The sequence below is a fragment of the Streptomyces sp. R11 genome (genome assembly GCF_041051905.1).
Classification (GTDB): domain Bacteria; phylum Actinomycetota; class Actinomycetes; order Streptomycetales; family Streptomycetaceae; genus Streptomyces.
On sequence record NZ_CP163432.1, the window covers coordinates 8,759,618 to 8,774,069 of the forward strand.

Genomic DNA, 14,452 nt, shown 5'->3' on the forward strand with positions numbered 1-14,452 from the left:
GCGCGTACGCGGACGCCCGGGACACGGCCAAGAGATGCGGCGGATCACGGCCGTGCCTACGCTCGTGCCGTACTGAGCCCGATGGGATCGCCCATGGTCGTGGACCTGCTGCTCATCGCCCTCGCCATCACGCTCGACCCCCTTCCCCTCATGGCGTTCGTGCTGGTGGTCGCATCCGGCAAGGGGGTACGGACAGGGCTCGCCTTCATCGCGGGATGGATGGCGTGTTTTGCCGCGGTGATCGCCCTGGTCCTGACACTGACCGGCGGGCAGCCCCCCGCTCCCAGGTCGCCTCCGTCCACGGCGAATCTCGCGGCCAAGCTCCTCATCGGGGTGTCGCTGATCGGGTACGGCCTCCACCGGCACCGGCACCGATATCGGCACCGACGACCCGTCCACGACCGCACCTCGAACGCGACGCCCGACGCCGCCGCGTCGTCGCGCGGCAAGTCGTCCTCCTTTCTCACCACCCGGATGGACCGCGGCGCGGTCTGGCCGGCGGCGGGGCTGGCCGTCCTCCTCCAGCCGTGGGGACTCGTCGCGGCGGGCGCCGTGACCGTGGTGGACGCCGACACCTCCCACAGCACGACATGGGTGGAGTTGATCGCGTTCTGCATCGTCGCCTCGGCCAGTCTGCTCGCCGCCGAGCTGTACGCCGTACTCAGACCGGCATCGGCACAGCGCCGACTGCTGGGCATGCGCACCTGGATGGCGGACCACTCACAACAGGCCATCGTGCTCGGCAGCGTCGCGATCGGCCTCTGGCTGACGGGAAAGAGCGTCTACGAGCTCGCCAGTTGACCTTCCGGAGGGATCACCCGCGCAGCGCCCCGCCGGACCCGGGGCGATAGTGGGCGTGTACCGGAGCCCACCATCACCTCAGGAGGGACCTTGACCGCGAAGGTCGACGGCCCCCGGGTCGTCATCGTCATGGGCGTGTCGGCGTCCGGGAAGTCCACCGTCGGCGCGCGCCTGGCCCAACAGCTCGGCGTGCCCTTCCTGGAGGGCGATGAGATGCACTCCGCGGCCGAGCGGGCCAAGATGGCCGCCGGACACCCCCTCGACGACGCCGATCGCCGGCCCTGGCTGGCCGCTCTTGCCCAGTGGATCCGGTCAGCCGTGTCACACGGGCGTGGTGGGGTGGTCACGTGTTCCTCACTGAAGCGCCGGTACCGGGACGAGTTACGGAGCGCGGGCGAGGGCGCGAACATGACCTTCGTCCACCTGGCTCTCGATCGCCGGTCGGCCGCGGAGCGGATCGCCCGCAGGAAGGGGCACTTCATGCCGCCGGAGCTGCTGGACTCGCAGTACGCGATTCTCGAACCGCTGCAGGCCGACGAGCCGGGCGTCACCGTCGACGCGAGCGGCACGCCGGACCAGGTCATGGCAGCGGCGCTGCGAGCGGTGACCGAACCGGGCGGATAGCGGGCGTCCCGCTTCCCGCTCACAGGAGACCCGCATGGAACTGGTCCACTTCCGCATGGTGATGCCGTCCGCCCTCACCCGGCCGGCCGTCGCCCTGCTCTCCTCGCACGGCAGCGTGATCAATCTCGTCGTGGTGAGGTCGGGCCAGGTTCCCGAGGGTGACGCGGTGGAGTGCGACGTGGTGCAGGGCGCCGCCAACGACGTGCTGGGGCAGTTGCGCGAACTGGGCGTGGACCGTAGGGGGTCGATCGCCGTGGACGGCATCGACGTGATGTTCTCGCAGCAGGCGGAGCAGATCGAGGCCGATCAGCCGAGCGCGCTCGTCCACGCGCCGTTGTGGGCCGGCGTCGAGGCGCGCATCCGGGCGGAGGGCACCTACCGGCCGTCCTTCTACCTGTTCCTGGTCATCGCGGGGATCATCGGCTCGGTGGGCATCATGTCGAACTCTCAGATCCTCATCGTGGCGGCGATGGTGGTCGGCCCCGAGTACAACGCCATCACCAGCGTCGCCCTCGGTCTCGACCGCCGTAGCCGACGCAGGGTCCGCGAGGGTGTGCGGGCGCTGGTGGTCGGGTTCTCCCTGGCGATCGTGGCCACCTTGGGATTCGCCGCGGTGGCCCGGGGCTTCGGCCTTCAGTCGGAGGCCTTCGATCTGGGCCTGCGACCGGTGTCCAACCTCATCGGTACGCCGAACTTCTTCTCCGTCGTCGTGGCCTTTCTCGCCGGCATCGTCGGAATCGTCTCGCTGACCGAGGCGCGCGGCAGTGCCCTGCTGGGTGTCTTCATCTCCGTCACCACCATCCCCGCCGCCTCGGACATGGCGGTCTCGCTGGCGTTCGGGGACTGGGACCACGTATGGGGTTCGTTCGTCCAGCTGTTGCTCAACGTCATCGTCCTCGTGGCCGTCGGCGTCCTCGCTCTGCGTGTCCAGCGGAGACTGTGGCACCGCGCCACCCGACGGGCCGCGGCGTCCGGGCAGTAGGGCATGCCGGACGGTCCCCGCCCCGCCCCCGCACCCCCGCCGCCCTCGTCCCCGCGCGCCGATCTCCGACCTCCGGCTTAGTCTGAGGCGGGGGGCATTCGGGTGAATCGCACGCCGAGAGGTGGCCTCGATGGACGACTACCCACTGATCGAGAACCACGGCCTCCTCGGCGACCTGCAGACTGCCGCACTGGTGACGACCGACGGTTGCATCGACTGGTTCTGCGCCCCGAGATTCGACTCGCCCAGTGTGTTCGGGGCGCTGCTGGACCAGGACAAGGGCGGGCACTGCACGGTCCGGCCGCAGAACGGCGCCTACGCGACCAAGCAGTTGTACTTTCCCGACACGGCCATTCTGGTCACACGCTTCATGACCGAGGCGGGCGCCGGTGAGGTTCTCGACTTCATGCCGGTGACGGGCACGACGGTCACGGAAAGTCACCGACTGGTGCGCATGGTCCGCTGTGTGCGCGGCAAGATGGTCTTCGAGGTCGAGATAGCGCCGCGGTTCGACTACGGCCGGCAGGCGCACCGGTTGCACATCACCACGCACGGGGCGGCGTTCGTAGCGGAGGGCGGCGCGAAGCTCACCGTGCACCCCGTGCGCGAAGCGGACGACGAGCGACTGCTCGACCTGCTCGCCGACCGGCGGGACGCCCTGCACTTCACGCTGACCCTGGAGGCGGGCCAGGAGCGCGGGCTGGCCCTGGAGTGGGGCGCCGACGGGCCGCCCAGGGAGATGCGCCTGGCCGAATACCACCAGCTCTTCGACGAGACGGTGCAGTTCTGGCGTACCTGGCTGGGCCAGTCCCGCTACACGGGACGCTGGCGCGAAGCCGTGGAGCGCTCCGCGATCACACTGAAACTGATGACGTTCGCGCCCACCGGCGCCGTGGTGGCCGCCCCGACGGCCGCACTCCCGGAACAACTGGGCGGGGAACGCAACTGGGACTACCGGTTCACCTGGATCCGGGACGCGTCCTTCTCGGTGTACGCCCTGCTGGGGCTCGGTTTCACCGACGAGGCAAGGGCGTTCATCCTGTGGCTCGCCGACCGGGTCAGGGAGCGGGCCGGACGGCACGGCGACACCGGTCCGCTGAACATCATGTACAGGGTCGACGGCTCCTCCGACCTGGACGAACAGACCCTCGACCACTGGGCCGGCTATGCGGGTTCGGCGCCGGTGCGGATCGGCAACGGCGCCGCCACGCAGCTCCAGCTGGACATCTACGGCGAGGCCCTGGACAGCATCTACTTCGCGCACCGGCACGGTCTGCAGTTGGGGCACCGTGGCTGGAACTCCCTGCTGACCAACCTCGACTGGCTGGTCGATCACTGGGACCAGGCGGAGGAGGGCCTGTGGGAGACGCGCGGCGGACGGGAGGACTTCACCTACGGCCGCGTCATGTCCTGGGTCGCCTTCGACCGAGCCCTGCGGCTCTCCGAAGCGAACGGACGCCCGGGCGCCTCCGAACGCTGGCGCAGGGCACGCGACGACTGCTACGAGCAGGTCATGGCCAAGGGCTGGAGCGAGGAACGCGGGGCCTTCGTCCAGCACTACGGCAGCGAAGTCCTCGACTCCTCGCTGCTGCGCATGTCGACGGTCGGGATCATCACGCCGGAAGACCCGATGTGGACGTCGACCCTGAGCGCCATGGAACAGGAACTGGTCAGCGACAGCCTCGTCTACCGCTACAACCCCGACGCGTCCCCCGACGGCCTGCGTGGCTCCGAAGGCACCTTCTCGCTGTGCACGTTCATGTACGTCGACGCCCTGGCACGCGCGGGACGGACCGGCAAGGCGCGGCTGGTGCTGGAGAAGATGATGGGGTACGCCAACCACCTGGGCCTGTACTCGGAGGAGATCGACCCGACGGGCCGTCAGCTGGGCAACTTCCCGCAGGCCTTCACCCATCTCGCCCTCATCGACGCGGCCATCACTCTGAACGCGGCGCTCGAGCGACGAGCCTGACGCCCCCGGTTCAAACGGCGGTGTCCGCGCCCGGTGCCGGCGCGGGGCCGAGCAGCACGAGTGTGTCGCCCTCCCGGGCCGTGACCGCCCGCGCCTCGGTCGTCGGCTCCAGGCGGCCGTCCGGCCGTACGACGAACAGGATCTCGTACCCCGGCGGACAAGGGGCCGACGCGGGCTGTACGTGGAAGCGGGCGCCGCGCTCATGGCGGTCCGCGACGGTGTGGCGGACGAGTTCCCGGCCGAAGAGGAGCTCTCCGGAGGTGTAGGGGGCGACCACGCCCCGGGTGTCCGGCGGTGGGCCCACCCGGTAGACCGGGCCGTCGACGCTGTCCCGCAGGGCGACCGAGACGAGCGCGTTGAAGTCGTCGTCGTCCGTGAGCAGGAAGACCGATGTGATGCCCTCCAGACGGGCCTGCGGATCGGTCGCCACGGCCATGAGTTCCCCGGCTGTCTGCTCGATGCCCGCCGCCTCGATCCGGGCCTGCCCCTGGGTGGATCCCGCCCACATCAGCACGTCCAGCCCCGCGCTGCGCAGCGCTCGGGCGAGGTCCACGACCCACGGCTCGTCGCCCAGCAGCAACGGCCGGGATCGCGCGGTACGTACGACGTCCAGCTCGGTGGCCACGGGCTTCGCGGTCAGCCCGTAGACGAGGACCGTCCCGACGATCACCAGGAAGGTGACCGGGAGGATCTTGTCCGCGTCGTGCAGACCCTCGCTGGTGAGTGCCGCGGAGAAGGTCGTGGCGGTGGAGGCGGCGACGATGCCGCGCGGGGCCATCCAGCCGATGAAGGCGCGTTCGCGGCCGGTGAAGTCCGTTCTGAGGGTGGACAGCAGCGCGATCACGGGCCTGACGACCAGAACGAGGGCCGCGACCAGCGCGACGGTGGGCAGCAGCACCGGAACGAGCGACTCGGGCGTCACCGAGGCCGAGATGGCGACGAACAGCAGACCGATGATCAGCTGGACCAGCGTCTCGAAGAACGGCCGCCGCGCGGGCATGTCGAAGCCCGGCAGGTTCGCGGCGACGAGGCCGATGACGATCGCGGCGATGAGCCCGGTGTCGTCGTACACCGCGTCGCAGCACGCGGCAACCACCACGACGACGGCGAACTGGGCGAGCGTGCCGAGGGTCTCACCGAGGCGGAGCAGCCGAAGAGCGAGCCACAGCAGCGCGGCCCCGACCACGCCGCCGGCCAGCCCGACGGCGATGCTGCCCAGGAACGAGCCCACCCGGAAGTGACCGGTCTGCAGGCCGCCGGAGACAATGGAGTGGAAGACCACGGCGCCGAGGATGCCGCCGACGGCGTCGATGAGCGAGCCCTCCCACACCAGCACACGCCGCACCTTGTCCGACGGCCTGACGTGCTCCAGCAGCGGACCGACGACGGTCGGCCCGGACACCACGAGGATCACCCCGATCATGCTGGCCACGGCCGCCGGAACGCTGAACAGAGCCGGCCCCACGGCCATCACCGCCGCCCAGGTGAGCACTACTTGGAACACCAGCAGCCGGATGACGGTGTTGCGGGTCGCGCCCTTGAGCAGGCGCATGTCCAGGCCCAGTCCGGCGTCGTAGAGGATGAGCGCCACCGACAGCGACACCAGCGACGAGAAGTCCTCTCCGACGAGCCGGTCGGGGTGGACGATGTCCGTGAGGGCTCCCGCGGTGAACCCGGCCGGCAGGAGCACGATCAGGGCCGGGATCCGCAGTCGGCCGGCCAGGATCTGGGAGCCGACGGCGAGGGCCACGACCAGGGCGAGCCCCAGCAGGATGTCGTCCTCGCTCACCTTGCCCTCACCCTCGCCCCTCGCCGCGGGGCTCAGGCGTCGTCACCGGCACCGAGCCGCAGATCGGTGTCGGTGAGGCCCTCCAACTCCCCGTGGGTGTCCAGCCAGTAGAGAAGGACGACCGCGGGCATGACGAGCACGACGGCGACGAGGGTGACCACCCCCAGCCAACGCAGCGTCGTGTCGGCACCCGCGCCCTCCGCGACGGTCAGGGAGGTCGGAACGAGGTACGGCCGCTGCGCCAGGCCCCAGGCGATGACCGCGGACGCCACGACACCGACCGCGCTGACCCGGGACCAGGCGCCGGACGGGCGGATCAGCAGCCAGGCGGTGGCCAGGGTGCTCACCGCCGCCACGATCACGAACACGAGTCCCGCACCGTGCGTGAGCCCGTGCCACACATGCGCCGCGTCGTCGTGCGCGACGATCAGCGTCACCACGGACAGAACGGCGACGGCGGCCAGGGCGGCCAGTGCCCGCCGCCGGAAGTAGCCGACCAGATCCGGTGCTTCGAAGCGCCGGGCGTCCGCAGCGAGGAACACGGCACCGAGCAGGGCGGTGGTCGCCACGGCGAGCACCCCGAACAGCACCGGGGTGGGGTGGGCCCATGCGTGGTCCGAGGGCTTGGCGTCCGCCGTCACCCGACCCGACGCCACACCGCCGGCCGCGGCGCCGAGGAAGAACGGCGTCAGATGGGAGGAGACGGCGAACACCGCGCCGTACAGGCGCCGCCCCGCCAACCGCTGGGCGGGCTTGCGCAGCGCGAACCCCGCGCCGCGCAGGACCGTGCCCACGACGGCCAGGGCGAGCGGCAGCCACATCGACTGGAACAACTGCTGGAAGAGCACGGGGAAACCCGTCCACATGATGACGAGCACGAAGATCAGCCAGACGTTGTTGACCTCCCACACTGGCGCCATCGCATGGTCGATCAGCCACCGGGGCCGCTTGCCGTGCTCCGCTCCGCCGGCGGTCAGGTCCCAGAAGCCGGCTCCGTAGTCGGTGCCGCCCGCGCAGGTGTAGGCGGCGATCGCGAGGAGCAGGACGACGGCGATGACGTCGGCGATCACGGCATGCCCTCCGCGGACGAGGACGGTCCGTCACTGCCGGACGGCGGCGAAGCGCCGGACGGGACCGTGGGACGCGGCCCGTAGGGGGTGTCCGTCTCGGGCGCCTGCGCCGTCGGCCGCGTCCCGGTTCCCGCCCTGTCCTCCTCGTCGGCGAGCCGCCAACGGGTGCGCATCCGCAGCAGGATCACGAGGAACGACCCGAAGATGAACACGTACACGACGACGACCAGGCCGAGCATGGTCCACAGCGTGCCGGACCGGGTCGAGGTGACCGCTTCGGCGACCCGCATGTTCTCGTAGACGATCCACGGCTGGCGGCCGACCTCGGTGGTGATCCAGCCGCATTCGACGGCGACGACGGAGGCCACGCCGGACACGGCGGCGCACCGGTAGAACCAGGGTGAGGCGGGCAGTCGGCGGCGCCGCCACCAGACCAGGGCGTACCACAGGGCGAGCACCGCGAGCAGGGAGCCGATGCCGACCATGATGTCGAAGGCCCAGTGGGCGATGGTCGCCTGGGTGGGGTTCGGTCGCTGGTCGGCGGGGACGGAGGTCAGGCCGGTCACCCGGGTGTCCGGGCTGAAACCGGCGAGGATGGAGTCGAATTGCGGGATCTTGATGCCGCCCGAGACGCTCCCGTCCGGGTGCAGCCGGCCGAACAGGTACTCCGGGACGTGCGTGTCCGTCTTCCAGACGATCTCCATGGCGGCGAACTTCACCGGCTGCTTCTGGAAGACCTGCCGGGCGATGGAGTCGCCCAACATGAACTGCACCGGCGTGAACACCGCGGCGACCGTGAACGGGACGGTGAAGCCGAGCCGGTGGTAGTGGTCCCGGCGCCCGCGCAGCCAGCCGACGGCGTAGACGCCGGCCACGATGTAGCCGGCCGTCACGAGCATCGCCACGACGAAGTGCCAGTACTGCGGGCCGAACATCGGCGTGAAGATCGCCTTCCAGATGTTCACGTCGACGGGGTTGCCCGCGGAGTCGAGGCGGAAGCCACGCGGCGTGTTCATCCAGGAGTTGGCGGCCAGGATCCCGAAGGCGCCCAGCAGGGCCGTGACGGGCAGCGGCAGAGCCAGCAGGAAGTGGGTCCGGGCGGGGAGGCGCCGCCAGCCGTACAGGTAGATCGCGATGAGGACGGCCTCCAGGAAGAAGGCCCACGCCTCGACGCCGAAGCCGATGCCGAAGACATCGCCCCACCTGCCCATCAGGCCCGGCCAGAGCAGCCCGAACTCGAAGGACAGCACGGTGCCGGTGACGACCCCGATCGCGAACTGGACCGCCATCACCGCCGACCAGCGGCGCGCCAGCAGCAGGGCCGTACGGTCGCCGCGGCGCAGCCCGTAGCCGTGCAGGATGAGCGTGATCAGCGGCAGTGCCACACCCAGGGGCACCAGGATGATGTGGGACGCAAGGGTGAAGGCCATCAGGGATCTGGCCGGCAGCAGTTGCGCCGGCGCGTCCGCAAGCACCTGCAGAGTCGTGTGCACAGGGGTTTCCGTCCGGGGCCGTCGTGCGTGTGTGCTGTCAGCCGCCGGTGGCGAAGCCGGGGAAGAGGGTCATGCCGCCGTCCACGTAGAGCGTCGCGCCCACCACGTAGTCCATGAGGTCGGAAGCGAGACCTACGGCCGCGTGCGCGATGTCGTCCGGATCGCCGACGCGGTCGTAGGGAATCAGCTTGAGGAGGTCGTCGCGGGCCGCCTGCGTCTCCCAGGCACTGCGATTGATGGGGGTCGCGATGGCGCCCGGGGCGATCGCGTTGACCCGGATCTTCTTGGGCGCGAGTTCCTGCGCGAGCGTCTCCATCATCATCTGCACGCCGCCCTTGGACGAGGCGTAGTTGACGTGCCCGGCCCAGGGGATGACCTGGTGCACGGAGCTCATGCAGATGATCTTGCCGGCGGCGCGCGACACCTCGGGGACGACGCCGCGCCGCAGGAACTCCTTGGTCGCCTCCCGGGCACACAGGAACTGCCCCGTCAGGTTCACGTCGATGACCTTCTGCCACTGGGCGAGGGTCATCTCGGTGAACGGGGCGTCGCGCTGCAGGCCGGCGTTGGCGACCAGGATGTCGATCGTGCCGAACTCCTCGACCATTCGGTTCGTCATGGCGACGACCTGGTCCTCGTCGGAGACGTCCGCCTCGTAGGCCGCGGCCCGCACACCGAACGACTTGATTTCCTCTACGACCTTCTCGGCCTCGTCGCGGCCGGCCACGTAGTTCACCACCACGTCGGCGCCGGCCCGGCCCATGGCCACGGCCGTCGCCTTGCCGATGCCGGAGTTCGCGCCGGTCACCAACGCCTTCTGGCCCTTGAGCAGGTGGGCGGGGATCACGTCGCGGGGCGCGCCCTCGGGGGAACTCACGATGACTGTCTCTCCATTGCGTGGCCGGGTCGCCCGGGCCGTGGCCCGGCGGTCAAGGGGTCACACAACCACCGCGGGCGCGTAGCGGCGCGTGGCACGAGCCGGTGTAGGCCGACCGGCTCAGGAACTTCGCCCGCTCGAAGGCGAGCCGCCGGGCCCCGCTCAACCCAGGCGCTCCAGGAGGTGATCGCCCACCCGCAGGGCGTTCGCCATGGCCGTCAGGGACGGGTTGACCGCGCCGATGCTCGGGAAGAAGCTCGTGTCGACCACGTACAGGTTGTCGACGTCGTGCGCCTTGCAGTGGACGTCCAGGGCGGAGGAGGCCGGATCCGTGCCGAAGCGGACCGTCCCCGCCTGGTGCGCGGTCGCGCCGATGGGCATCCCCTTGTGCAGGTAGATGCTGTGCGACAGCAGGTGGTGCTCGTGCATGCCGAGATGGCCGAGCATGTGCTGGAGCTTGTGCTGCAGGCGCTTCAGCCCGGCCGTGTTGTTGTTCTCGTCGAGCGTCAGGCGGATGCGGCCGTCGCCCTCCAGCGTGACGCGGTTGTCCGGCAGCGGCAGGTCCTCCCCGCACAGCCAGAAGTCGACGGCATGGTGGGCCAGCACCTCGAAGGGCATGTCGGGCGCCACCGCCCCGGCCCAGCGCGGGGCCTCGCCGTGGATCTGCTCGGCGTCCGACTTGCCGAGCATCTGGATGCCGCCGAGCGGATACTCCCAGTCGTCCCCGCCGAGGTACCAGTCGTGCAGGGCGAGCGTCTTCTGGAACTGGGTGTCGTTGGGTTCCTTCGACACGGCCATCAGGGCGAGGTTGTTGTGCCGCATGTAGTGGCGGCCGACCAAGCCGGAGCTGTTCGCCAGCCCGCCCGGGTGCCGGTCGTTCGCCGAAGCGAGCAGCAACGCGGCCGAGTTGACCGCTCCGCACGCCAAGACCACGATGTCCGCCTCGAAGCGGGCCTCCTGCCCGTCCGCGAGCGTGGTGACGACCGCGGTGACGCTGCGGCCCGTCGGGTCGGTGTCGAGGCGCGTGACATGGGCGTTGGTGATCATCTCGACGTTCGGGTGCTGCAAGGCCGGTTCGACGCAGACCACTTGGGCATCGGACTTGCCCCGGACCAGACAGGGGAACCCGTCGACCCGGTTGCAGCGGATGCAGGCGCTGAAGTGCGTCGCCCCGCCGTTCGTGTCCTGGGTGAGGTCGACCCCGATGGGCAGATGGAAGGGATGCAGGCCCTGCTTCTCCAGGTCGTCGCTCAACTGCTGGATGCGCGGCTCGTGTTCGACCGGAGGATGGGCGTACTGCTCGCTGTACGGGCCCTCCCAGGGGTCCTCGCCGTGCCGGCCGTGCACGCGGTAGAGGTGCTCCGCCTGGGTGTAGTACGGCTCCAGGTCCTCGTACCGGATCGGCCAGGCGGGGGAGAGGCCGTCGTGGTGGCGCAGCTCCCCGAAGTCCTCGGGCCGCAGCCGGAACAGGGCCGCACCGTAGAACTTGGTGTTGCCGCCGACGTAGTAGTTGACCTCGGGCGGGAACTCGTTTCCGTGCTTGTCGAGCCAGAACTCCGGGGCCCGGTACTTGCCCTTGACGAACACGGCCGTGGAGTCCCAGTTGTCGCGCTCGCGCGGCAGGTAGTCACCGCGTTCCAGAACCAGGACCCGTTTGCCCGAGGGGGCGAGCCGGTGGGCGAGCGTTCCCCCGCCGGCTCCGGTGCCGATGATGATGACGTCGTACTGGGGTGAGTCGCCCATGACGACCACCGTCCTTGGCTGGGGTGGTCTCCCGCCGCCGCGGTGACCCGGACACGTCTGGGGGCCCACTTCGAACGTATACGGAGGCCGCCGATGCAGCATCCGCAAGGCAACCCTTGCCGGCGCTCACAGAACGGCGATCGGGTTCACCGGCGAGCCGGTGGCCGAGGGAAGCCGCAGCGGGGCGACCACGCACAGGAACTGCCAGCGGGCCGACCCGGCGCAGGCCTCCGCGAGCTCCTCGAGGTCCAGCCAGTCCAGCAGATGCAGTCCCATGGCGTTCACGGCCAGGACGTGCACGGGGTAGTCGACGCCGGTCACCGCGCTCGGTGCGGCGTCGTTGTTGCCGTCCGATCCGAGTACGGCCACGCCCCGCCCGGCAGGGAAGCGCATCGCCTCCGGATGCAGTCCGGCCCGGGCCTCGGCCGGGTCCCAGGGGCCGAGGCTCCGTCGCCGACGGCGGTGCCCCACGCGCACGAACAACAGGTCGCCCGGTCCGACCGTGACCTCCTGTGCGGCCTCGGCGGCCTCGAGGTCCTCGGCGCTCACCTGCTCGCCGGGTTCCAGCCACGGCACGCCCCCCAGCCGGGGGATGTCCAGCAGCACACCGCGCCCGACGATGCCGTCCCGCACCAGGTCCAGCGTCAGCGCGCCGGCGTGGTCCGGCGTCACCGTGCTCGCCGGGACGCCGCCGTAGAGCTGGCCGTCGAACATCACGTGACAGAGCGCGTCGAGGTGACTGTCGGCGTCGCCGTGCACGTTCATGGCGAACCGGTCCCGGGCGAAGTGCAGTCCCGGGGCGGTGGTCTCCTCCTGGTCCGTCGGCGCGATCATCCGGTGGGACGCGGGCTGCGGATTGTCCGGCCCCGGCTCGGTCTCGATCGGCGCGGCCAGCGAGACGGTACGCCCGGTACGCACCTCGCCGACGGCGGCGACGACCCGCTCGGGCGTGAGCCGACCGAGCGCCCCGCGGTGACCACCGGTGCCTTGCGCCTGCTCACGCAACCGGCGGTACAGGGCCCGGAAGGCCGCCTCGGACATGCGCTCGGGCGCTGAGGCCTCCAGACGCGAACTCATCACAACCGAGGGCCAGGCTCGGCCGGGCTCCGCTGCGCGCCGAGCTGGACGTGCACAACGAGCACAACGAGCGCGGTGCGCCTCCGGCGATCGACCATGTGAGCTCCTTGTGTGCAGGGCTCTCGCTTCCACTGTCGACCGGACCGGGCGGACACGCATGTTGGCGCGTCGCGGGTTCGGGGGCCCTGCCGAGGCTGAACCCTGTTGCCCTGTGGGCGGCCCGGGCGGGTGGGTGGACGGGTCGCGGCGCCCGGCCGTGGGAGGCGTGGGCCGGTGTGCGGGGGGCCTTGTCCGGCGTACAGGACGTCCGGTCGGCTGGCGGCATGTTCGACGGTCTCGGTGAATCCCGGTCGGCCGTGCCTGTTCGACTTGCCGACGGCAGTGGGTGCGTGACGGACGGGTCGCGGCGGCGGCCGGCGGTGTCTGGCGCTTTCGGGGGCTGCCCGGCGTGCGGGGGTCGGTCGAGGGCGGGGCTGGTCCGGCGTACATGAGGTCCGGTCGGCTTGTCCTGGGGGGCAGCAGTGCACGCGTGCCCCCACCGGTCACCGCTTCCGGCCGCGTCAGGTGCCCTCGGCGCGGTCCCCCGCCCTTCCGGGGGGCCGGTCAGCCGGGTGCCCGTCCGGTGGGCCGGAGCTCGGGTCGGCCGGGGTCCCGGCCGGTGCTGGGGCCGGCTTGCCAAGCGGTGGCACGGGACGGCCCGGTGGGAGGAGTTGGGCGGTCACGAAGCCCACCACCGCCGCGAGAAGCACCACGGGAGTCATCGCCCCGCTGCCCATCAGCAGCACGACCAGCACCGCACTGCTCACCGGCAGTCGCAGCGCGGCCGCGGCCGAGGCCGCCATGCCCGCCGCCAGGCCGGGCACGACTCCCAACCCGGGCAGGGGTGCCAGCAGGACCCCCAACGCCGCCCCCAGGAACAGCGCGGGGAAGATGGGGCCGCCGCGCAGACTGCCCAAACACAACCCGTACGCCGCCGCCTTGCACAGCAGTACGGCGATCAGGGCACCGACGCCCCAGGAGTGGGGGTCCTCGGCCAGCCGGGCCAGCGTGGCCTGGCCGGAGGACGCCACGTCCACCGGTGTCCGGTCGACGGCCAGCGTGTAGATGGTGGCGCACGCCCCGGCGGCCAGGGCGCAGGCCACCGTGTGGACGACGGGCCTTTTGGAGACGAACACCGCGGCCAGGCGCCCGGCGTCCAGGATCAGGTGCACCGCGATTCCGATCACGACGGCCATCGGAATCGCCCAGAGCACGTCCCCTGCGTCGAGGCGCGGCGTGGGCACCCCCAGCGTGAGCGTCAGGTTGCCGATGGACAGGCCGGTCCAGCGACCGAACCCGGTGAAGACCAGCGAGCCGATCCCGCTGGACAGCAGCGCCGGCAGCATGACGGCGAACAGCCGCGGCCCGCCCACTCCGGCGACCTCGATCAGGATCACCGCTCCGACCAGCGGGTTGCCGAAGATCGCCGGAAGCGCCGCGGCGGCGCCGGCCGCTCCGAGAAGTGCCGCGCCCTGCGTCGTCACCGGGGCACGCGCCAGTTGTCCGAAGAGCAGGGCCAGGCCGCCGCCGAGCGCGATCAGCGGGGCTTCTGGGCCGAGGGTCGCGCCCAGCGGCAGGCTGGCCAGGGCCGCCAGGATGACGCCCGGCAGGGTGACCGGAGGCAGCCCCGCGGCATGCAGACCAGCGGCAGGAACGTGACCGCCGGCTCCCGGCAGATACCGGACCACGAGACCGACGGCGATGCCGGCGAGCGTCAGCAGCGGCAGCGGCCACCACCACGGAGGGGTGTCCCAGCCCAGCCCCGAAGGCAGGTCGGCCCACAGCAGGTGCTCGAGCTCGTGCAGCGCGGCCAGGAACCAGAACGCGGCCAGGGAGACCGGGACACCGATCAGCGCGGAGAACACGAGCGCCTTGTGGTAGGCGGGGCTGCGCAACAGCTCACGCAGCCGGTCGGCCTCTTCCGGTTGCGTACCGGTGGCGGGCGCAGCCGAGGGCCCCGGCTCAGGCACGACCCCGTTCCCCCC

11 protein-coding genes are annotated in these 14,452 nt (G+C 71.0%); 4 read left to right on the forward strand and 7 right to left on the reverse strand.

The window, feature by feature from the left end; all coding sequences use genetic code 11:
• The first annotated feature begins 81 nt into the window (after positions 1 to 81).
• The 4 genes from AB5J55_RS40460 to AB5J55_RS40475 all read left to right on the forward strand — a co-directional run bounded on the left by AB5J55_RS40460 (position 82) and on the right by AB5J55_RS40475 (position 4,379).
• Positions 82 to 801 (forward strand): GAP family protein, encoded by a 720-nt coding sequence (locus AB5J55_RS40460; RefSeq protein WP_369275411.1) that lies wholly within the window; start codon positions 82 to 84, stop codon positions 799 to 801.
• Between the two features lie 129 nt (positions 802 to 930).
• Positions 931 to 1,425, forward strand: a complete 495-nt coding sequence (locus AB5J55_RS40465; RefSeq protein ID WP_369276435.1) for a gluconokinase — start codon at positions 931 to 933, stop codon at positions 1,423 to 1,425.
• Positions 1,426 to 1,459: 34 nt separating this feature from the next.
• Positions 1,460 to 2,407 (forward strand): DUF389 domain-containing protein, encoded by a 948-nt coding sequence (locus tag AB5J55_RS40470; RefSeq protein ID WP_369275412.1) that lies wholly within the window; start codon positions 1,460 to 1,462, stop codon positions 2,405 to 2,407.
• Between the two features lie 130 nt (positions 2,408 to 2,537).
• Positions 2,538 to 4,379: a glycoside hydrolase family 15 protein gene (locus AB5J55_RS40475; RefSeq protein WP_369275413.1), complete on the forward strand. Its 1,842-nt coding sequence runs from the start codon at positions 2,538 to 2,540 to the stop codon at positions 4,377 to 4,379.
• A 10-nt stretch (positions 4,380 to 4,389) separates the two neighbouring features.
• Here AB5J55_RS40475 and AB5J55_RS40480 read toward each other — a convergent pair whose 3' ends face one another.
• The 7 genes from AB5J55_RS40480 to AB5J55_RS40510 form a co-directional block, all read right to left on the reverse strand.
• Positions 4,390 to 6,168, reverse strand: coding sequence for a cation:proton antiporter (locus tag AB5J55_RS40480; RefSeq protein ID WP_369275414.1), 1,779 nt, complete (start codon positions 6,166 to 6,168; stop codon positions 4,390 to 4,392).
• Positions 6,169 to 6,200: 32 nt separating this feature from the next.
• Positions 6,201 to 7,238: a cytochrome d ubiquinol oxidase subunit II gene (locus tag AB5J55_RS40485; RefSeq protein WP_369275415.1), complete on the reverse strand. Its 1,038-nt coding sequence runs from the start codon at positions 7,236 to 7,238 to the stop codon at positions 6,201 to 6,203.
• On the reverse strand, positions 7,235 to 8,668 hold the full coding sequence (locus tag AB5J55_RS40490) for a cytochrome ubiquinol oxidase subunit I (protein WP_369276436.1): 1,434 nt from the start codon (positions 8,666 to 8,668) through the stop codon (positions 7,235 to 7,237). Before AB5J55_RS40490 ends, AB5J55_RS40485 begins: the two co-directional genes overlap by 4 nt.
• Before the next feature lie 100 nt (positions 8,669 to 8,768).
• Positions 8,769 to 9,608: an SDR family oxidoreductase gene (locus tag AB5J55_RS40495; RefSeq protein WP_369275416.1), complete on the reverse strand. Its 840-nt coding sequence runs from the start codon at positions 9,606 to 9,608 to the stop codon at positions 8,769 to 8,771.
• Positions 9,609 to 9,770: 162 nt separating this feature from the next.
• Positions 9,771 to 11,351 (reverse strand): GMC oxidoreductase, encoded by a 1,581-nt coding sequence (locus AB5J55_RS40500; protein ID WP_369275417.1) that lies wholly within the window; start codon positions 11,349 to 11,351, stop codon positions 9,771 to 9,773.
• 126 nt (positions 11,352 to 11,477) lie between these two features.
• Positions 11,478 to 12,428, reverse strand: a complete 951-nt coding sequence (locus AB5J55_RS40505) for a cyclase family protein (protein ID WP_369275418.1) — start codon at positions 12,426 to 12,428, stop codon at positions 11,478 to 11,480.
• 560 nt (positions 12,429 to 12,988) lie between these two features.
• The gene (locus AB5J55_RS40510) at positions 12,989 to 14,437 is read right to left on the reverse strand and encodes a chloride channel protein (protein WP_369275419.1); all 1,449 of its coding nucleotides are present in this window, start codon (positions 14,435 to 14,437) and stop codon (positions 12,989 to 12,991) included.
• Positions 14,438 to 14,452: the final 15 nt, after the last annotated feature.

Bases quoted from the DNA above. Each gene is read 5' to 3' on its own strand.
- AB5J55_RS40490 (WP_369276436.1), bottom strand. From the start codon at position 8,668: ATGGCCTTCACCCTTGCGTCCCACATCATCCTGGTGCCCCTGGGTGTG.
- AB5J55_RS40460 (WP_369275411.1), top strand. From the start codon at position 82: ATGGGATCGCCCATGGTCGTGGACCTGCTGCTCATCGCCCTCGCCATC.
- AB5J55_RS40500 (WP_369275417.1), bottom strand. From the start codon at position 11,351: ATGGGCGACTCACCCCAGTACGACGTCATCATCATCGGCACCGGAGCC.
- AB5J55_RS40505 (WP_369275418.1), bottom strand. From the start codon at position 12,428: ATGAGTTCGCGTCTGGAGGCCTCAGCGCCCGAGCGCATGTCCGAGGCG.
- AB5J55_RS40470 (WP_369275412.1), top strand. From the start codon at position 1,460: ATGGAACTGGTCCACTTCCGCATGGTGATGCCGTCCGCCCTCACCCGG.
- AB5J55_RS40465 (WP_369276435.1), top strand. From the start codon at position 931: ATGGGCGTGTCGGCGTCCGGGAAGTCCACCGTCGGCGCGCGCCTGGCC.
- AB5J55_RS40475 (WP_369275413.1), top strand. From the start codon at position 2,538: ATGGACGACTACCCACTGATCGAGAACCACGGCCTCCTCGGCGACCTG.